Source organism: Roseateles sp. P5_E1 (genome assembly GCF_054049335.1).
Genome location: NZ_JBFUMN010000014.1, coordinates 58,945 through 77,443, shown reverse-complemented (window position 1 = coordinate 77,443; position 18,499 = coordinate 58,945). Strand labels below are relative to the sequence as shown.

The 18,499-nt window shown below is 69.5% G+C and carries 14 protein-coding genes; 5 read left to right on the top strand and 9 right to left on the bottom strand.

Going from position 1 to position 18,499, the window contains the following annotated elements; genetic code table 11:
• Nucleotides 1–66: 66 nt before the first annotated feature.
• Both ACXJKJ_RS14130 and ACXJKJ_RS14125 read left to right on the top strand, forming a co-directional pair.
• Nucleotides 67–747: a glutathione S-transferase family protein gene (locus ACXJKJ_RS14130; protein ID WP_457390560.1), complete on the top strand. Its 681-nt coding sequence runs from the start codon at nt 67–69 to the stop codon at nt 745–747.
• 1 nt (nt 748) lies between these two features.
• A complete protein-coding gene (locus tag ACXJKJ_RS14125; protein WP_457390559.1) occupies nt 749–1,057 on the top strand; it encodes a DUF1272 domain-containing protein in 309 nt (102 codons plus the stop codon).
• Between the two features lie 590 nt (nt 1,058–1,647).
• Here the strand turns inward: ACXJKJ_RS14125 and ACXJKJ_RS14120 are convergent.
• From ACXJKJ_RS14120 to ACXJKJ_RS14100, 5 genes are read right to left on the bottom strand one after another with little or no spacing between them, the layout of a single operon-like run.
• Complete coding sequence (locus tag ACXJKJ_RS14120; RefSeq protein ID WP_457390583.1) at nt 1,648–2,748, bottom strand: S-(hydroxymethyl)glutathione dehydrogenase/class III alcohol dehydrogenase; 1,101 nt, start codon at nt 2,746–2,748, stop codon at nt 1,648–1,650.
• Between the two features lie 2 nt (nt 2,749–2,750).
• Entirely contained in the window at nt 2,751–4,877 is a 2,127-nt protein-coding gene (locus ACXJKJ_RS14115) for an FUSC family protein (protein WP_056192374.1), read from the bottom strand.
• Nucleotides 4,874–7,294, bottom strand: a complete 2,421-nt coding sequence (locus tag ACXJKJ_RS14110) for a tetratricopeptide repeat protein (RefSeq protein WP_457390558.1) — start codon at nt 7,292–7,294, stop codon at nt 4,874–4,876. The genes ACXJKJ_RS14115 and ACXJKJ_RS14110 overlap by 4 nt, the downstream gene beginning before the upstream one ends.
• Before the next feature lie 27 nt (nt 7,295–7,321).
• Nucleotides 7,322–8,281, bottom strand: coding sequence for a Bug family tripartite tricarboxylate transporter substrate binding protein (locus ACXJKJ_RS14105; protein ID WP_457390557.1), 960 nt, complete (start codon nt 8,279–8,281; stop codon nt 7,322–7,324).
• A gap of 26 nt (nt 8,282–8,307) precedes the next feature.
• Nucleotides 8,308–8,811: a MarR family winged helix-turn-helix transcriptional regulator gene (locus ACXJKJ_RS14100; protein ID WP_457390556.1), complete on the bottom strand. Its 504-nt coding sequence runs from the start codon at nt 8,809–8,811 to the stop codon at nt 8,308–8,310.
• A 64-nt stretch (nt 8,812–8,875) separates the two neighbouring features.
• Between ACXJKJ_RS14100 and ACXJKJ_RS14095 the strand changes: the two genes are divergently transcribed.
• A complete protein-coding gene (locus ACXJKJ_RS14095) occupies nt 8,876–10,099 on the top strand; it encodes a flavin-dependent oxidoreductase (RefSeq protein ID WP_457390555.1) in 1,224 nt (407 codons plus the stop codon).
• A 33-nt stretch (nt 10,100–10,132) separates the two neighbouring features.
• Entirely contained in the window at nt 10,133–12,046 is a 1,914-nt protein-coding gene (locus ACXJKJ_RS14090) for a hypothetical protein (RefSeq protein ID WP_457390554.1), read from the top strand.
• Nucleotides 12,047–12,196: 150 nt separating this feature from the next.
• Here the strand turns inward: ACXJKJ_RS14090 and ACXJKJ_RS14085 are convergent, their stop codons facing one another.
• Genes ACXJKJ_RS14085 through ACXJKJ_RS14075 form a run of 3 tightly spaced genes read right to left on the bottom strand, consistent with a single transcriptional unit; the run spans nt 12,197 to nt 16,147 of the window.
• Nucleotides 12,197–13,966, bottom strand: coding sequence for a DUF885 domain-containing protein (locus ACXJKJ_RS14085; RefSeq protein WP_457390553.1), 1,770 nt, complete (start codon nt 13,964–13,966; stop codon nt 12,197–12,199).
• Complete coding sequence (gene gshB, locus ACXJKJ_RS14080) at nt 13,963–14,910, bottom strand: glutathione synthase (protein ID WP_457390552.1); 948 nt, start codon at nt 14,908–14,910, stop codon at nt 13,963–13,965. Before gshB ends, ACXJKJ_RS14085 begins: the two co-directional genes overlap by 4 nt.
• Before the next feature lie 58 nt (nt 14,911–14,968).
• Nucleotides 14,969–16,147, bottom strand: coding sequence for a benzoate/H(+) symporter BenE family transporter (locus ACXJKJ_RS14075; RefSeq protein ID WP_457390551.1), 1,179 nt, complete (start codon nt 16,145–16,147; stop codon nt 14,969–14,971).
• Between the two features lie 191 nt (nt 16,148–16,338).
• On the opposite strand from ACXJKJ_RS14075, the gene ACXJKJ_RS14070 reads away from it, so the two are divergent.
• Nucleotides 16,339–17,109 (top strand): class II glutamine amidotransferase, encoded by a 771-nt coding sequence (locus ACXJKJ_RS14070; protein WP_457390550.1) that lies wholly within the window; start codon nt 16,339–16,341, stop codon nt 17,107–17,109.
• Here the strand turns inward: ACXJKJ_RS14070 and ACXJKJ_RS14065 are convergent.
• Nucleotides 17,106–18,425 (bottom strand): APC family permease, encoded by a 1,320-nt coding sequence (locus tag ACXJKJ_RS14065; RefSeq protein ID WP_457390549.1) that lies wholly within the window; start codon nt 18,423–18,425, stop codon nt 17,106–17,108. The genes ACXJKJ_RS14070 and ACXJKJ_RS14065 overlap by 4 nt on opposite strands.
• Nucleotides 18,426–18,499: the final 74 nt, after the last annotated feature.

The window sequence follows — 18,499 nt, the reverse complement described above, 5'->3', positions numbered from 1 at the left end:
TGCGGATTGCTCATCCCCGGCGCGGCAGCGGCTGTTTAAGCTCGCCGGCTCAACGCGAAAGGTGTCATGAAGCTCTACATCGGCAACAAGAACTACTCGTCCTGGTCCATGCGCAGCGGTGTGCTGCTGGCGGCCTTCGGCATTCCGTTTGAAGAGGTCAAGCTGCGCTTCGACTTCACGCCGGACTCGGAATGGACCCGCGTCATCGCCGGCATCACGCCGACCAAGCGCGTGCCCGTGCTCGTCGAGGACGACGGCTTCACGGTCTGGGAGACGCTGGCCATCGCCGAGTACATCGCCGACCGCCATCCTGAACACGCGATCTGGCCCCGCGACACCAAGGCCCGCGCCCGCGCGCGCAGCCTGTGCGCCGAGATGCATGCCAGCTTCATGCGGCTGCGCACGGTTTGCCCGATGAACATCGAGGTCTTCTTCCCCGACGTCGGCGCCAAGCTCTGGGCTGAGGACGAGGCCCTGCGAGCCGACGTGGCGCGGCTGGATGCGGCGTGGAGCGGTGCGCTGGCCAGCAGCGGGGGACCTTTCCTGTTCGGCAAGTTCAGCGCGGCGGATGCCTACTTTGCGCCGGTAGCGGTGCGGCTGAGCCGCTTTGGCCTGCCGGTGTCGGAAGCGGCTGCGACGTATCGCGATTCGCTGCTGGCACACCCGGCGGTAGAGGACTGGATCGCGGACTCGATGCGTGAACAGGATTTCATCGTCGAGGACGAGCCTTACCGCAAGAGCCGCTGACATGCTGGAGCTGCGACCCAGCTGTGAGCATTGCGCCGTCGCGCTGCCGCCTGAATCGACGGCTGCGCGCATTTGCAGCTTTGAGTGCACCTTCTGTGCGGGCTGTGCGGAAGGCCTGCTCGGCAATGTCTGCCCCAACTGCGGCGGCGGCTTTGTGCCGCGGCCCGTGAGGCCAGCGCGAAACTGGAAGGGCGGGAACTATCTTGGGGACTATCCGGCAAGGACGGTGCCGAAGTTGAGGCTGGTGGATTTGGAGGCGCATGCGGCGTTGGTGGAGTCGCTGCAAGGGTTGCCGCCGGAGGAGCGGTAGGACGCTTTTGCGAAGAGCGCCACTGATCGATGCATTGCCGGGAGTCCGTCCCGGCGGCCGGATAACTTTCTTCTGCGGCGCCAGAAGAAAGTCATCAAAGAAGAGGCGCTGAACCGCACTCGAGCACCACGCTGCCAAGAGCGACGCGCGAAAACGCTCGGTGGATTGCGCGTAGACGCGACCCGCTGCGCTCTCGCCCACCACTTGTCACGAGCCGGATTCATCGCACCAGCATCCCGTTCGACGCGCGGCTGCACGCCGGGCTCATCAAAACAGCCCAATGCAGCGTCGCTCGGGCGACGCGGCTGTTCCGTATTTCCTGATGAGCCCGGCGTGCAGCCGGCGTTAAGCGGCTTGAAGGGGCGATGGATGGCGCTCGGCACAAGTGGTGGGCGAGAGCGCAGCGGCTCGCTTCGGCGTGCGGCCCAGTTCGAGCAACGCGAGCGCCTCATCCCACTCGAGTGCGGATTGCATTGAGCGCTCCTCTTTTGGTGACTTTTCTCTGGCGCGTCAGAGAAAAGTTACCCGCCCTGCCGGGGCGGACTCCCGGCTCACTGCACCGAGTCATGAGGTACTGGGCAAAGGCCTCCTCAAAACTCCACCACCGAGCGAATGCTCTCTCCTCTTCGCATCAACTCAAACCCCTCGTTGATCCTCTCCAGCGGCAACTTGTGCGTGATCAGCTCATCGATCCTTACCTTGCCTTCCATGTACCAGTCGACGATCTTCGGCACATCCGTCCGGCCACGCGCGCCACCAAACGCCGAGCCTTCCCACTTCCGCCCCGTCACCAACTGGAACGGCCGCGTCGCAATCTCCGCCCCCGCCGGCGCCACGCCGATGATGATGCTGCGCCCCCAGCCCTTGTGCGTGCATTCCAGCGCCTGGCGCATCAGCTGCACGTTGCCGACGCATTCGAAGGAATAGTCCGCGCCGCCGTCGGTCAGCTGCACGATGTGGTCAACGACGTTCCCGACGTCCTTCGGGTTCACGAAGTCCGTCATGCCGAACTGCCGCGCCATCGCCTCGCGCGCCGGGTTGATGTCCACGCCGATGATCTTGCCGGCGCCCACCATCTTGGCGCCCTGGATCACGTTCAGGCCGATGCCGCCGAGGCCGAAGACCACCACGTTGGCGCCCGCCTCCACCTTGGCCGTGAACAGCACGGCACCCACGCCGGTCGTCACACCGCAGCCGATGTAGCAGACCTTGTCGAAGGGCGCATCAGGCCGGATCTTGGCCAGCGCAATGCCGGGCACGACGATGTGGTTCGAGAACGTGCTGGTGCCCATGTAGTGAAAGATCGGCTCGCCGTTCAACGAGAAGCGCGACGTGCCGTTGGGCATCAGGCCCTTGCCCTGCGTCGAGCGGATGGCCTGGCAGAGATTGGTCTTGCGGCTCAGGCAGAACTTGCACTCGCGGCATTCGGGCGTATACAGAGGAATGACATGGTCGCCGGCTTTGAGCCAGGGCACCTTGCTCTCCAGCACGACGCCCGCGCCCTCGTGGCCGAGCACGGCCGGGAACAGGCCTTCGGGGTCAGCGCCCGACAGCGTGAAGTCATCGGTGTGGCAGATGCCGGTGGCCTTGACCTCAACCAGCACCTCGCCGTCGCGCGGGCCTTCCAGGTCCAGGGTTTCGATGCTCAGCGGTTGGCCGGCCTTCCAGGCGACGGCGGCGCGGGTCTGGATGCTCATTTCGGTTCTCCTGCAGGGGTTTGAAGTCGGGTCAGTGCGGCGACGAATTCGCGCGCTTCAAGGCGGCACAGCCTGAGCCGGCGCAGCAGCCAGGGCGTCAGGTCCTGCTGGCCGAGATGCTCGGGCCAGGCGCCCGCGTCTCCATCGGGCGTCTCCGCCGGGTCGGTGCCCGTCATGGGCTCGCCCTTGAGCACATCCACGCAGGCTTTGCGCGCCAGCGGCAGTGCGGTCTCGGCCTTGGCGGCGTCCAGCCGGGCCGTGCGGCGCTGCACCTGGTGCTGCACCGCGCCGAGCAGTGCCATCAGCCGATAGCCGTGGCTGAGCGCGGACTCGATCTCGGCCTCCGGCAGGCGCACGCGCTCCGGCTCGACACGCGTGCGCTGGGCGGCCGCGGCAAGAGCGGCCAACGCCGTGTAGGCCTGCTGGCGCGACAGGCGCTGGGCGGTCTGTTCTTCGGCACTCGGCATCCAGCGCAGCATGTTGGCCGAATGCCGTGCCAGCGCACCGCGCAACTGCGCCCCCAACCTCGGCACCGCGGCGCGCTCCCATGACGGCAGCACGAAGCTGAACAGCCATGCCAGGCCCGCGCCGATGACGGTGTCGGCCAGGCGTTCAGCGATAAAGGGGTCGCTGCCGGGCGCCAGCATCAGCGGCTGCAGCAGGGCCATCAACGTCGCGGCCGTCGCGGCGACACGGTAGCGGCGGTTCACATAGGCATGGGCCGTGCCCACGGCCGCGATGAAGCACAGGCTCAGCAGCGGCGTCCAGCTCACGTGCGCCAGCAGCAGCACCAGCAGGCAGCCCTGCACGGTGCCGATGATCCGTTCGTTGCGGCGTGACAGCGTCTGCTCCAGGTTGCCGCGCAGCACGACGGCCACGCTGAGCATCAACCAGAAGGGGTGGGCTGCCCAGGGCAAGGCCGCACCCAGCGCATAGGCGAACGACAGCGCCAGCGCCGAGCGCAGCGCATGGCGCATGACGCCGGATTGCAGGTTCAGATGAGGTTTCAGCGCCGCCAGCGGCCAGCCCTCGGGCGACACGAAGGGCGCGAGGCGCTCGGGTGTCCAGGGGCTGTCGGGGTTGTCCGCGGCAGTCTGGCGGGCCACCATGGCGCTGACGTCGTCCAGCATGTGGCCGACGCGCGACGCCAGCGCGGACGCGAGATGGGTGCGCGAGTCGCCAGCCGGCGCGCTGACATCGGCCAGCCGCGCCGCCAACTGCGCCCGCCAGGCGTCGGCAGACACCTCGGGCAAGGGTGCGCCATAGGCCACGGTGTCGGCCAGGGCTGCGAGCACGTCGGCGAGGTGGCGCAGCGCGTCGGCCAGCGCGGCGCGCCACTGGCGGCCTGGGAAGTCCTGGCCCAGCAGCTCCGTGTCCAGCCGGCTGGCCAGCAGCAGGTCGCGCAGCTCGATGAGGCCAAGCACGAGGTCGGTCTGGCGGCGGCTGCGCGGTGAGCGCCGTGCGGAAAAAACCTGGTCGCGCGCGGCCTGCAATGCATCGGCGAGCAGCACATCATCGGCAATGGAGGCACGGATGTTCGCCTCGGCGCCGCCCACCGCGCCGGCAATGCGCTGGGCACGCGAACGCAGCCGCTTCTCGGTGGCGCGCAGTGCCGTAGCCAGTGCCAACTCGCGCAGCCGGTGGCGCAGCACGACCGCGCTGCCGCGCGCCCAGCCGGCATAAACGCAGCCGCCCAGGCCCACCCAGAGCGCGTGCTCCAGCGGCGACGTGGCGCCGGCCGTGCGGTCCCAGGCCATCGCGAAGACCATGGCCAGCACCGGTGCGAACGACAGCGGCCCGGCACGCAGGCCCCAGGCCAGGGCCATCAACGACAGGAAGGTGACGACGGCGATCAGGCCGACGGTCAACGCGAGCGAGTGGTCCGTCAGTCCGACCAGCAGCGTCACGAGCGCCGCGGCGGCCGCTGCCGGCAACACGCGCGGCAGCACGCGCTGGGGCGGGTTGGGCAGATCGGTCAGGCTAGCGCAGACGGCGCCCCCCACGGCCGCCAGGCCCGCCGTCTCGCCGAACAGCGCGCCGACCGCGAGATGCGTGGCGGCCACGCCCAGGGCCACGCTGAGGCCATTCAGATGGGCCGCCTCCAGGCGCTTGATGAATCTCACTTGACGAACAGCTCCATGACACGGCGCTCGCTGGCCGGCAGCTCATGCACCGAGAACCAGCCCGACTTTTCGGGCCGGTAGACGTATTGCGGTGCCGCGTTGCCGGCGATGCGCTGCTTCAAAGGCGCGAGAGTCACCTGCGCCGCCTCGCCCTGCCCCAGGGCCTGCAGTGCGGCGGCCTCGACGATGACGGCCAGATCGCTCCACGGCCCCAGCCGCAGCGCTTCCTCGGCATCGCGGCGTGCGGCATCGGCGTCGCCATCGAGAAGGGCCAGCCAGCCCTTCAGCGCCAGCGTGTCGGGGTCGGTCGGGTCGAGGATCAGCGCTTCCTTGATCTGCGCTCGCGCCGCCTCCTTTCGGCCGGCGCGCAGCAGGTCCAGCGCGTAATCGCGGCGCAGCGGCACGAGGCCGGTGCGCAGCCGCAACACGGCCTCGTACTGCTTGAAGGCGTCGTCCCAGCGGCTGTCCAGCGCCAGCGTGGCGGCACGGCCCCACAGCGCCTCAGGCTGGTCGCCCTGGTAGGCCAGCACGGCCTCATAGGCCGCCAGCGCCCGCGGCACATCGCCGAGGCGCCGGTAGTAGTCGCCCAGCGCGAGGTCGACGCGGAAGCGGTCCTCGCCCTTCAGCGCCTCGACATCGCGCCCCAGGCCAGGCACAACCTCGGCAGCCAGTGGGCGGCCGCCATGCCAGAGGGCGTCGGCGACACCCGCGCGCAGCGCACCGCTGCGCGGATGAGCAGCCAGGGCGCGGGCCGCCAGTTCAGCAACGGCGGCGCCATCACCCTCGATGGCCAGCGCATTGAGCTGGGCCGTCAGCGCGCGCTCGTCGGTGGGCGCGAGCTTGAGAGCGCGCGCAAACAGCGGCTTGGCCTCGGCCAGCTGGCCATCTTCCAGCTTCTGGTTGCCGGCATTGACCAGGGCCACAGGCAAGCTGGCGCGCGTGTCGCGCTGGGCGAAGAAGCGCCGGATCTCGGCACGCAGGGCCGGGTCCATCTCGATGAGGCGCTCGCGCACGATCTCGCGGCCGTCATACGCGTCGCGCCGTGGCGAGGCCGCGGCATTGGCGCCCTCGGCGAAATACTCCCACACCGAGCCGCCGGCATACCGCGACAGGAAGCCGTTGCGTGTCCTGGCGTCACGCGACTTGGCCTGCTGGTAGAGGGTCTCGATGCTGCGCGCCTGGTCGGCCGTCAGCACGCCATGGACCTGGTGGGTCAGCTCGTGCAGCACAGTGTTGTAGCGATCGAAGATGCTGCGCTCGACGTCTTCGATGCCGGTGACGGTGAAGTGGCCGCCCATGCCGCGCACGTCGTCCCACAGCCGCGAGTCGTAGTCGATGCGCGCATCCTTGAGCGCATGGGCCTGCGGCGTCTCGGACAGGCGCATCCACATCGGCTTGATGAAGTGGGTAGCGCCCCCTTCCACCAGCACCGGGATGAAGGCCTTCCACGGCGCGACGGACAGGGAGACGCGCTTCTTGTGGCGCGGCGACAGGTCCTGCCAGTTCAGTACATAGCGCTCGATGCCCGGCACGGCGGGCATGGGCTGGGCCTTGAAGCGGCGCTCGTAGTCGGCGCGGTGCACGTCGATGGCAAAGCGCTGCGACTCCAGCGCTTTCGCTGCGATGGCGTGGGCCCGACCGAGCTGCGGGCAACGCTCCAGCACGGCCAGGCTGATGCTCAGGGCCGTGTCGAAGTCGCCCTTGTCGAAGGCGTCCGACGCGCGACGCACGTCGGCCATCAGCGGCGCGAAGCCGTCGCCCAGGCGGGCAGCGAGCTGGCTGTAGTTCTCGCGCACATAGCCGTTGCCGAGCAGGTAGTGGGCAGCTTCGTGATGACGGTTCAGCGCGACGGCGCCCTCGGCCGCAGCAATCGCGTCTTCGGTGCGGCCGAGCCGGATCAACGTGTCGGCCAGCGCGGCCAGGCCGTCGGCGGTGCGTTCGGCGGCGATGCCGGCTTCGAGCTTTTGTAGCGAGGCGTCGAACTCACGCAGCTGGTAATGGCGCTGGCCCAGGCCGCGCAGGGCCTGCGCCTTGTCGACGGGCCGCTTTGCCCGCTCAAGGGCTTTCTCGAAGCACTGCCTGGCGCGCTCGAAATCGCGCCGGTCCAGCGCAAGGCGGCCGGCGGCGAGCAGGTCGATGGCGTCGACGTTGGAAGTGGTCAGCACATGACGCGTGCGGCGATCGATGGCAGCCCCGTCATCACGGGCGAACAGCCATTGGTAGATGACACCGCGCTCGGTGGCATCGGGTTGCCTGGCGCGCAGCAATGCGTCGACATCGGTGCTCACCGCGGCGTATTGCTGTTCGGTCAGCAACGCCTGCAGCCGCGCGGCGTCGGTCGCCGCATGGGCCGCATTCAGGGTCAGGCAAACAGCAAGGCAAGCAGCGAGGCCAACAGCCAGTCGACGCCAGGGCATTCAGGCTCCATGAGTGGAGCGCCGATGCTAATCGTCCGACGAGAACCCCGAAGCCTTGACGACCGGCCCCCAGTACTCGCGTTCGGCGGCCAGGCGCTTGGCGTAGTCTGCCGGCGGCAGCGACAGCGGCTCGAAGCCCAGCTTGGCCAGGGCCTCGATGACGCCGGGCTCGCGCACCGCGGCGCGGGCCACCTCAGCCAGCTTGTCGACCGTCGCCTGCGGCGTCTTGGCCGGCAGGAAGAGGCCATAGGTCTCGACGCCAACGATGCCCTTGAAGCCCTGCTCCTCGAAGGTGGGCACATCGGGCACGAAGCGCGAGCGGGCCTTGTCGGTCACGCCGAGCAGGCGCACGCGGCCGGAGGCGAGGTGGGGCAGGAAGTCGCCGATGGAGAAGCAGCCCGCGGCAATCTGGCCGCCCATCAGGTCCTGCATGCCGGGCGCCGCGCCACGGTAGGGCGCGTGCGTGAGCTTGAGGCCGGCCGCGTGCTCGAACTGGTTGCCGAGGAAGTGGGGCATGGCGCCCGCTGCGGGCGAGGCGTAGGCGGCCTTGTCGGGGTTGGCCTTCAGCCAGTCGGCCAGTTGCGCCAGTGTCTTGACGGTGGCCGGCACCTGGGGCCCGACGCCGAAGCCGCAGGTCGACAGCGCCAGCGGCGAGACCGGGATGACGTCGGTCGCCGGGTTGTAGGCCAGCTTGCGGTAGGCATGCGGGTAGACGGTGAACATGGACGAAGGGCCGAGCAGCATCGTCAGGCCGTCGGGGGCCGCGTCCTTCAACGCGCCGATGGCGATGCGGCCACCGGCGCCCACCTTCTGCTCGACGAGGATGGTCTCGGCCAGCTTGCCGCGGCCGAATTCGGCGAAGCGGCGGGCCGTCGTGTCCACCGAGCCACCGGCCGGGAAGCCGACGAGGATGCGCGGCGGCTGGCCTTGCGCGCGCGCAGCGAGCGGCAAGGCCGCGAAGGAAAGCATCAGGTGGCGTCGTTGCATCATTTCTCTTGTCTCCGGTCGTGTTGTCAGTTGATAGGCGCTGCAGTGGCAACGCGGGCGAGGCGCTCCAGGGCCGTTTTCAGTGCAGGCCCCTGGTCGCCCAGGGCCTGGACCAGTGCACGGTCATGCTCGGCGACGGCGGCTTCAAGCTTGGCCAGCAGTCTTTTGCCGGCCGGCGTCAGATGCAGGCCCCAGCTGCGCGCGTCGTCGGGCGCGTCGCGGCGCTCGACCCAGCCCTGGGCGGTGAGCCAGTCGGTCAGGCGCAGTGCGCCGCTGCGGTGCAGGCCCATGGCCTGGCCGAGCAGCCCCTGGCGCAGGCCGGGGTTGCGTGCGATCAGCACCAGGGCGGCAAAGCGTGGCGGGCTGATGTCCCACTCGGCGGTGGCGCGGTAGAAGTCCAGGTAGAGCGCGTTCTGCGCGCGCCGCAGCGCATAGCCCAGCAAGCCGTCCAGCAGGCCGTAATCCAGCCCGGGAACAGGCAACATCGGGCCTTCGGGAGGAATGGCGCTGGGGCCGTCGGGCGTGCTCACCAATCCAGCTTAGTTTTTGTTGCTCACTGCAACTATCTCGCTTACCCTGAGTTAACCTGAGCTCATGAAGATCCTGATCGCAGGCGGTGGCATCGGCGGGCTGACGGCCGCGCTGGCCCTGCACGCACGCGGCCACGCCGTGACGGTGCTGGAGTCGGTGCGGGAACCTAAACCGCTGGGCGTGGGCATCAATCTGCTGCCGCATGCGGTCGCCGTGCTGGACGAATTGGGCCTGCTGCCGGCGCTGCGCGGCATGGCCGTCGAGACCTCGGCCCTCGTCTTCGCCAACAAGCACGGCCAGGCCATCTACCGCGACCCGCGCGGCCTGGAGGGCGGCTACAGCCATGCGCAGTTCAGCATCCATCGCGGTGAGCTGCAGATGCGGCTCTGGGCCGAAGCCTCGGCCAAGGTCACGGTGCTCGACGGCCAGCGCGTCGTCAACGTGCGCGATGAAGGCGACCGCGCCATTGCCGAGGTCGCAACCGTGGACGGCCCGCGCGAGCAGGCGGCCGATCTCGTCATTGGCGCCGACGGCATCCACTCCGCCCTGCGCCGCCGCCTGGCACCCGACGAAGGTGCGCCCTGTTGGCGCGGCGTCATGATGTGGCGTGGCACGACCTGGGCGCCGCCCTTCCTGGACGGCCGCACCATGGTGCAGGCCGGCCACAGCCAGGCCAAGTTCGTCGTCTACCCGATTGGCGCACCGCGGGCCGACGGGCTGCAGCTCATCAACTGGATCGCCGACCGCCGCGTGCAGGAGCCCACGCCCGGCCTGACCGCCCCCGACCGCGCCGACTGGAGCCGCGCCGGCAATCTCGACGACCTGCTGCCCACCTTTGGCCACTGGCACTTCGACTGGCTGGACGTGCCTGGCCTCATCAGCCGCGCCGAGCAGATGCTGGAATGGCCCATGGTGGATCGCGATCCGCTGCCACGCTGGCAGCTCGGCCGCTCGACGCTGCTGGGTGACGCAGCCCACCCGATGGTGCCGATCGGCTCCAACGGCGCGACCCAGGCCATCATGGATGCCAAGGCGCTGGCCGAGGCCCTGAGCACGCACGCCGATCTCGACACGGCGCTGGCCGCCTACGAGGACGAACGGCGGCCCATGTGCGCCCGCATCGTCGAGATGAACCGCCGCGAAGGGCTGGACGCCATCCTCGACCGCGTGGAGGCGCTGGCGCCGGAGGGCTTTGCCCGGCTGGCGGACGTCATCGACCCCGCCGAGGTGGCGGCCGAGATCAATGCGTACAAGGCGGCTGCGGGGCATCGCACACGCGCCCCTTGATCACCGCCGGGGCCGCGAGGATCATCGCGCCCCATGCCTTCACCCAAGCTCGGCCGCTCCGTTCCACCCCACGAACGCCATCCGGTCGCCTGGTACCAACCCAGCGTGCTGTGGACGGCCGCCAACCAGGTGCTGTCGTCACTGGACCAGCTGCGCAACCGCGACGGCCGCGAGGCACAGCCGCAACCGCTGGTGGTCATCGACCGCAGCCAGCCCGAGGCCGACGGTACGTTCTGGTTTGATTTCATCGCCGACACCGGTGACGGCGGCAACGCCAGCTATGCGGTGGCGAGCGCCGCGCTGGCGCCCGAGCTGGCGCTCGACGGCGAGACCCTGCAGACACTCCCAAGAGGCCAGCTGCTGCTCTTCGGTGGCGACCTCGCCTACCCGGCCGCCAGCACCGAGGACTACCGCTACCGCTTCGTCGAGATGTTCGAAGCGGTGCGCAACGACTTCGCTGACACCCTGGTGCGCGGCCGGCGGCTGACGCTGGCGGCCGTGCCGCAGAACCACGACTGGATGGACTCGGCCTCGACCTTCAGCCGTTACTTCGTGCGCGGCTACGACTCGGCACCGCTGCTGGGCGCCGACATCCCGCAGCGCCAGTCCTATTTCTGCGTCAAGCTGCCGGGCGGCTGGTGGGCCCTGGCCCTGGACTTTGCACTGACGCGCGACATCGATCGCGACCAGTACGAGCAGTTCGAGACCCTGGCCATCGGCGGCCATGGCAAGCCGGCCGTCATCGGCCCGGGCGACAAGGTCATCCTCATCTACCCCGAGCCCTACTGGACACGGCCCATCGGCGACGGCGCCGATGAGAGCCACCCCAAGCGCTACCAGCGCCTGGAAGGCCTGCTGCGCGGTCGCATCCGGCTGCGCCTGGCCGGCGACCTGCACCACTACATGCGTTGGGACTCCCAAGATCTGGCCCGAGACGGCCGCCTCGTCACCTGCGGCTGCGGCGGCGCCTTCACCCACCCGACGCACACCAGGGCGACCACACGGCCCGTGCGGCTGCAGGCCTTCGACACCGAGGACTGCATCCCGCCCGAGCCACGCACCGAGACGCCGGCCCTCAAGGTCGGCCTGACGGGCCGGCGCGCCCGGGGTGTGCATTTCGAGCGCAAGGAAGCCACCGTCTACCCGGCGGCCGAAGCGTCGCGGGGGCGGGGCTGGCGCAATCTGTTCGCCTTCCTGCCGCGTCGGGAGGGCGGCAACGGCAACGTGGGCTTTGCGCTGCTGCTCGGCGCGCTGTACTGGTTCAACGCCTACCTGAACTCCAGCCCCTTCTCCTGGTCGCTCCGGGCCGATGGTTTCCAGCCGCTGTGGGCCTACGGGCCGGGCGACTACCTGGCCGTGCTGGCGCTGTGGCTCAAGGCGATGGTGTTCAGCCCGCTGGGCTTTCTGATCAACGGGCTGATGGCCTTTGGCTGCATGACCATGGGCCGCGAGGCCGTGGACGAGCTGTCACCCGACGACGGTCGCACCAAGCGCTGGGCCGTCACCTGGGGCATGGGTGCCGTGCATGCGGGCGTGCACGTGCTGGCCGTGTTCAGCCTGGAGTTTTTCATGCACCAGGCCGTCAGCCTGTGGGCGGGCCTGGGCAGCCGCGACCAGTGGCTGGGGCTGATCCTGCACTCGCTGCTGGTCGGCGTGGGCGTGTTCATCGGCGGCGCCGTGCTGGGCTCGGCGCTGTTTGGCGGCTATCTGGCGCTGATGTGCCGGCTGGGGCTGCTGACCAACAACGCCTACTCGGCCCTGGACGGGCAGGATCACAAAGGGTTTCTGCGCTTTCGGATTTCGCCGGACGGCGGGCTGACGGCCTTTTTCATCGCCATCGACCGCGTGCCGCGGCGCTGGCGGCGTGCGGGCGAGCCGGGGCCGGTGTGGCGCAACGACGACCCCGCGGCAACGGCGCCGCGGGTGCACGATCAGTTCACGGTGTAAGCGTCCCGACTGACCGCGAGCCAAGCGCTGGGCCGCTCCCGAGCTGGCTCGCGGGCGATGTGCTTGCGGCCCAATGCCGCAAGCATCGCCGTCCCCTTGGGGGACCGACCAGGCTTGCCGCGTTCAGCGGAGCAAGCCTGGGCGAGGGGCTCACAACATCTCCGCCGCGATCAACCGCACCGGCGCGTTGCCGTAGCTCAGGAACTGCTCGTGGAAGGCCTTGAGGTTGAAGCCTGGCTTGGCTTTCAACGCCTCGCGCAGCGCAAAGATTTCGCTGTAGCCGCTGAAATAGCTGGTCAGCTGCACGGAGCTCAGCTGCACGCGGCGCCACTTTTCCGTGGCCTCGCGCTGGGTCTGGAAGGCCTGGCGAGTCAGCAGATCCAGCGCGTCGGCCTCACTCATGCCGAGCACATGCACGCTGTAGTCGAGCACGGTGTTGGTCACCGAGCGCAGATGCCATTTGCCGTACATCAGCGTCATCTCCGGCGAGGCGCCGTAGCCGCTCTCGATCATCATGCGCTCGCCATAGACGGCCCAGCCTTCCACCATCGCACCGTTGCCGAACAGGGCTTTGACCTTGCTCGGCGCGCGGTTGGCGTGCACGAGCTGGGTGTAGTGGCCGGGGATGGCCTCGTGGATGTTGAGGATCTGCAGGATCCAGTGGTTGTATTCGCGCAGTGAACTCTCGGCCTCGGCAGGTGTGAGGTCGTCCAGCGGCGTGACGTTGTAGTAGGTACGGTCCTGGGGCCGGTAGGCGCCGGGCGCCTCGATGCTGGCGCCGGCCACGCCGCGCTGGTATTCGGGCGTCTCGCGCACAGCCAGGGGCTTGCTGGCGTCCTGGCTCAGCAGGTCGTGCTCGCGCACCCAGGCCTCGAGCTGCGGGATCTGGGCACGGATCTCGTCGACGAAGCGCTCGCGCGCGACGTGGCGTTCGCTGAGCTTGGCGATAACGCGGCCGATCAGTGCAACGCGGTCGGTGGGCGGCGCCTCGCTGCCGATGACGGTGGGCCACAGCGCGGCCGCCTGAGTCTGCATGCTGGCCAACACCTCCTCGCGGCGTTGCTGGGCCAGCTCATAGGTTTCGCGGGCTGTGCGGGCCGACTGGATGTCGTGGGCGAACTTGGGCTCGTACAGCGTCGCGCCGAGGCGGAAGGGCCGCCGTGCCGTAGGCAGCAGTTGCTTCAGATGGCCCACATAGCTGCTCACCGCGGCGCGGGCCTGGTTCAACGGCGCTTTGAAGGCCACGGCCTGGCCCGCTTCGGCCGCACGCTTGGCAATGTCGTCGAGCACGCTGAGCACGCCCGGTGCCTGCTGGATGGCCAGCTCAGTGTGCTCGCGCGTGGCGCCGGCCAGGCTGGTTCGCGCCGCGCGGTAGTAGGCGGGCAGTGCTGCGATGCGCGGCTTCAGCGCCGCCAGGCGGGCGGCCAGCGGGGCGTAGTCGGTGTTGAGCAGCAGGTCCAGGGGCGCCGCGGGGTTGTGCTCGGCAGGGTTCCAGGACCATTCGCGCAGCGTGTCCAGTCGCCAGAGGTCGCTCTGGATCTTGGCCACAAGCAGGGCGCGGTCCATGCGCTGGCTGGTGTTCAACGGACCTTCGGATTGCTGCTCGAACCTAGCCAGCCATTGCTGGTGGAAGGCGCGCAGGCGCTCGCGCTGGGCATTGCTCGGCAGCGTCACGCGCGACGCGAACTCAAAGCGACCCGCCGCGACCGCCGCATCGGGGTCTTCGCGCCACAGCGCTTCGAGAAAGGCTTCGGTCAGCTTGTCGAAGCCGGCGTCCTGCGCCAGCGCCGGCAGTGAGAAGGCGCTCAATCCCAAGGCGGTGAACTCGCGGCGCGTCACCGCGGCGCTCGGCCGCCCGGAGGCGCGGTGCGCCCCCTCGGGGGGCAGCTCGTGCAACGAGCGTGGGGGCTGATAGGTCATGCCATGGCCTCTTCCAACGCATCGACGAACATCTTGGCCACGTCGAAGCCGCTTTGGTCCGTGATCTCCTGGAAGCAGGTCGGGCTGGTCACGTTGATCTCGGTGACGTTCTCGCCGATGACGTCCAGGCCCACCAGCAGCAGGCCGCGTGCGGCCAGGATGGGGCCGAGGTATTCGGCGATCTCGCGGTCGCGAGCGGTCAGCGGGCGGGCCACGCCCTTGCCGCCGGCGGCCAGGTTGCCGCGCACCTCGTTGCCCTGCGGGATGCGCGCCAGGCAATGCGGCACCGGCTTGCCTCCAATGATGAGGATGCGCTTGTCGCCCTCCGTGATGGCCGGGATGAAGCGCTGCACCATCACCGTCTGCGTGCCGTCCTTGTTCAGCGTCTCGATGATGCTGCCAAGGTTCAGGCCATCTTCCTTGACGCGGAAGATGCCCATGCCGCCCATGCCGTCCAGGGGCTTCAAGATGATGTCGCGCTGCTCGGCATGGAAGGCGCGGATCTCGGCCGGGTCGCGCGTGACCAGGGTGGGCGAGATGAACTGCGGGAACTCGAGGATGGCCAGCTTCTCGGGGTGCTCGCGCAGGGCGCTGGCCCGGTTGAAAACGCGGGCGCCCTCTCGCTCGGCCTGGCTGAGCAGGTGGGTGGCGTAGAAGAACTCGCTGTCAAAGGGCGGGTCCTTGCGCATCAGCACGGCATCGACGTCGGCCAGGGCGACATCACCGGTCGACGTGACGGTGTACCAGGCATCGGCATCGCCCGTCAGCGAGATCTCCAGCGCGCCGCGCGCCGTGACGCGGCCGCCGCGCAGCCAGACGAGCTGGCTGGCCTCGCAGGCGACGATGCTGTGGCCGCGCCGGGCGGCCTCGCGCATCATGGCGAAGGTGGAGTCCTTGTAGGTCTTGAAGGTGTCGAGGGGGTCGGCAACGAAGAGCAGCTTCATGATCGATGGGGCCTGTGCAATCCGGCCAGTGTTGCACAGGGCCGGCCGCCTCGCCCACCTAAGGCCGAGTGCGGCGGAAGGTCGCGGCGAGCGTCGCGATGCCGCCCGCCACCACACCCCAGAAGGCCGCGCCGATGCCGAAGACGCTGATGCCGGACAGGCAGACCAGGAAGGTCAGGATGGCCGCGTCGCGGTGGGCCTCGTCCTTCAGCGACGTGGCGAGCGCGCCGGCGATGGTGCCCAGCAGGGCCAGGCCGGCGATGGCCGCGACGAGTTCGCGCGGGAAGGCGGCCAGCAGCATGGCGACGGCGCCGCCCGCCAGGCCGACGAGGACATAGAACAGGCCCGCGGCGATGGACGCCGTGTAGCGCCGCGCCGGGTCCTCATGCGCCTCACGGCCCATGCAGATGGCGGCCGTGATGGCGGCCAGGTTGAAGGCATAGCCGCCGAAGGGCGCCAGCAGCGTCGTCGCCGCGCCGGTCACGGCGATGGAGGCAGACACCGGCGTTGCATAGCCACTGGCCCGCTGGGCCGCGACACCGGGCAGGTTCTGCGAGGCCATGGTGACGATGAACAGCGGCAGGGCCACGCCGATCGCGGCATGCCAGGTGAACTGGGGCGCGGTCCAGACCGGCGTCACGAAGATCTGGCCCGTGTCGATGCCGAGGAAGCTGAGCCGGCCCTGGACCAGGGCGACGATGACGCCGGCGATCAGCACGCCGGGCACGGCATAGCGCGGCCACAGGCGCCGCCCCAGCAGATAGGCCGCGGCCATCGCCAGGACGAGCTCCGGCGCGGTCTTGGCGCTGGTCACCGCGTCCAGGCCGAAACGGGCCAGCACGCCGGCCAGCAGCGCCGAGGCGACGGCCACGGGGATGCGGTCCATCAGCCTCTCGAACCAGCCACTGGCGCCGGCCCAGGCAATGAGCAGGCCGCAGACGATGAAGGCGCCGACCGCCTCGGGCATGTCCAGGCCCGAGGTGGACGCGAGCAGGGCGGCGCCCGGCGTGGACCAGGCCGTCAGCACGGGCTGGCGGGTCCACAAGCTCAAGGCAAGGCTGGTGACGCCCATGCCCAGGCCCAGGGCCCACAGCCAGGAGGCGGTCTGGGCCTGCGTGGCGCCCAGTGCCACGGTGGCCTGGAAGATGATGGCCACCGAGCTGGTGTAGCCCACCAGCACCGCAACGAAGCCGGCAACAACGGTCGAGGGCGAAAAGTCTTGCAGCAAGCGTGTCATGCGGCCAGCATAAGTTGAGCCCCTCGGCCAGGCTCGCGCCGCTGGACGCGGGCGCGCCTGACCGGTCCCCCGCGGGGACGAGGCCGCCCGCGGCATCGAGCCGCGTGCAGCCACAGGCGGGCCGGCTTGGGGCGGCCCGGCGCTCGGCCCGAATACAGCCGAGGCATGATGTGACCTGAGGAGATCTGTCGATGTGCCGTTTCCTCGCCTACTCGGGCGACGCGATCTTTCTGGAAGACCTGGTCTGCAAGCCGCGCCATTCGCTGGTGCGCCAGAGCCTGCAGGCTTCGGAGGCCAAGTCGGTCACCAATGGTGACGGCTTCGGCATCGGCTGGTATGGCGAGCGCGACACGCCGGGCGTCTACCGCGAGGTGATGCCGGCCTGGAGCGACGACAACCTGATGGCCCTGTGCGCCAATGTGCGCTCCCACCTCTTCATGGCCCATGTGCGGGCGGCGACCGGGGGCGGCGTCTCCAGGCAGAACTGCCATCCCTTTCATCTGGACCGCTATCTCTTCATCCACAACGGCCAGATCGGCGACTTCCCGCGCCTGCGCCGGGTGATGGAGACGCAGCTGAGCGACGAGCTCTACGACCTGCGTCGCGGCGCGACGGATTCGGAGCTGCTCTTCCTGCTCATCATGGGCCGCGTGAAGGCCGGCGCCACGGTGGAGGCAGCGACGCGCCAGGTGCTGCTGGACACGGTGGACGAGATGCAGGCCCGTGGCATCACGACGCCGCTGCGTTTTTCGGCCGCGCTGGCCGATGGCGAGCAGCTCTGGGCCGTGCGCTGGGCCAGCGACGACAAGCCGCCCAGCCTCTATCTCAAGCCCCAGCCGGGCGGCTGGGCGATTGCGTCGGAGCCGCTGGGCGACGACGCCGAGGCCTGGCAGCCGCTGGCCAAGGGCGAGGTCGTGCATGTGCATGACGGGCGCATCGAGCGCCGGCTGCTCTGCGGCTAGGTGCCTCGCCACCAAAGCAGCAACGCGCCCACCGCCAGCACGACCACGCCGACGATGGCGCCGGCCTTCACATAGACCAGGCTGGACCACAGCACATAGCTGCTGCAGGCGCTGAACAGCAGGGGCAGCCACGGGTACAGCGGCACGCGAAACGGTCGCAGCCGCTCGGGCTCGCGGCGGCGCAGCACGATCAGCGCCAGGCCGCTGAGCACCAGGAAGAACCAGTAGACGGGCGACAGATAGTCCACCATGGTCGAGAAACCACCACGCGTCAGGTCGCCAAGGCCGACGAGCAACAGAGCCACGGCCGATGTCGCGACGACGGCCGCACTGGGCGTGCCGCGGCGCGCGTTCCAGTGCGCCAGCCGCCACTCGGCCGCGAGATCGCGCGCCGCGGCATAGGTGGTGCGCGGGCCGGCGATCAGGATGGCGTTCATGACCGACAGCGCGGTCAACGTGACCACACCCACCATCAGCAACTCGGCACCACGGCCAAGGGCAAGGCGCATCAGCTCGGCGGCCGGCGCCTCGCTGCGCGCCAGCCCGGGCAGGCCCAGCACGCGCACATAGGCCCAGTTGGCGAGCAGGTAGAGGACCATCACCACGCTCAAGCCCAGCAGCAGCGCACGGACGATGCCGCGCTTCTCGTCGCGCATTTCAGCCGACAGCGTCGCCGCGTCGCTCCAGCCGCCATAGGCCAGGAAGACGAAGACCATGGCCGTGCCCCAGTTGGTCTCCAGGGTGGCCGCGCCTTGCGTCGCGGGCGGCCGACCGCCGAGCTGCTGCGCGCCGGCCGCGAAGCCAAGCAGTAGCAGGCCGGCAATCACCAGCGTCGTCAGGCCCAGCTGCGTGCCCAGGCCCACGCGCACGCCCAGCAGGTTCAGCCCGGTCAGCAGCACGATCAGCGCGGCCGCCAGCAATGCGCTGGCATGGGTGCCCAGCCAGGGGCTCAGATCGACCACCTGTGCGAGATAGTCGCCGAAGACGAAACCCAGCAGCGCCATCGAGCCGGTGTGGATGACGGCGAAGCGCGACCAGGCGAACAGGAAGCCCAGCCGCCGGCCAAAAGCCCGGCGCAGGAAGTGATAGTCGCCGCCGGCATCGGGGAATGCCGAAGCCAGCTCGGCAAAGCACAGCGCGCCGACAAAGGACAGCACGCCGCCCAGCGCCCAGGCGAGATAGAGCTGCCCCGCGTCGGGCAGGGACTGCGCCACCATGGGCGAGGTCTTGAAGATGCCGGCACCGACGACCATGCCGACGCAGAGCGCGCCGGCATGCCGCGCGCCAAGACGACGTTCAGGGGTGGGCAGTGACATAGGCCCGCGATGCTAAAGCTCGACGCTCTGCGGCCGGCGCAGCCGGACGCACCCTCGCGCGACTGCCGTGGAAC

Excerpts from the sequence above, each read along its gene's own strand:
- ACXJKJ_RS14065 (WP_457390549.1), bottom strand. The coding sequence starts at position 18,425 with ATGTCACTGCCCACCCCTGAACGTCGTCTTGGCGCGCGGCATGCCGGC.
- ACXJKJ_RS14105 (WP_457390557.1), bottom strand. The coding sequence starts at position 8,281 with ATGCAACGACGCCACCTGATGCTTTCCTTCGCGGCCTTGCCGCTCGCT.
- ACXJKJ_RS14110 (WP_457390558.1), bottom strand. The coding sequence starts at position 7,294 with ATGCCCTGGCGTCGACTGGCTGTTGGCCTCGCTGCTTGCCTTGCTGTT.
- ACXJKJ_RS14125 (WP_457390559.1), top strand. The coding sequence starts at position 749 with ATGCTGGAGCTGCGACCCAGCTGTGAGCATTGCGCCGTCGCGCTGCCG.
- ACXJKJ_RS14085 (WP_457390553.1), bottom strand. The coding sequence starts at position 13,966 with ATGACCTATCAGCCCCCACGCTCGTTGCACGAGCTGCCCCCCGAGGGG.
- ACXJKJ_RS14075 (WP_457390551.1), bottom strand. The coding sequence starts at position 16,147 with ATGACACGCTTGCTGCAAGACTTTTCGCCCTCGACCGTTGTTGCCGGC.
- ACXJKJ_RS14130 (WP_457390560.1), top strand. The coding sequence starts at position 67 with ATGAAGCTCTACATCGGCAACAAGAACTACTCGTCCTGGTCCATGCGC.
- ACXJKJ_RS14095 (WP_457390555.1), top strand. The coding sequence starts at position 8,876 with ATGAAGATCCTGATCGCAGGCGGTGGCATCGGCGGGCTGACGGCCGCG.
- ACXJKJ_RS14070 (WP_457390550.1), top strand. The coding sequence starts at position 16,339 with ATGTGCCGTTTCCTCGCCTACTCGGGCGACGCGATCTTTCTGGAAGAC.
- gshB (WP_457390552.1), bottom strand. The coding sequence starts at position 14,910 with ATGAAGCTGCTCTTCGTTGCCGACCCCCTCGACACCTTCAAGACCTAC.
- ACXJKJ_RS14090 (WP_457390554.1), top strand. The coding sequence starts at position 10,133 with ATGCCTTCACCCAAGCTCGGCCGCTCCGTTCCACCCCACGAACGCCAT.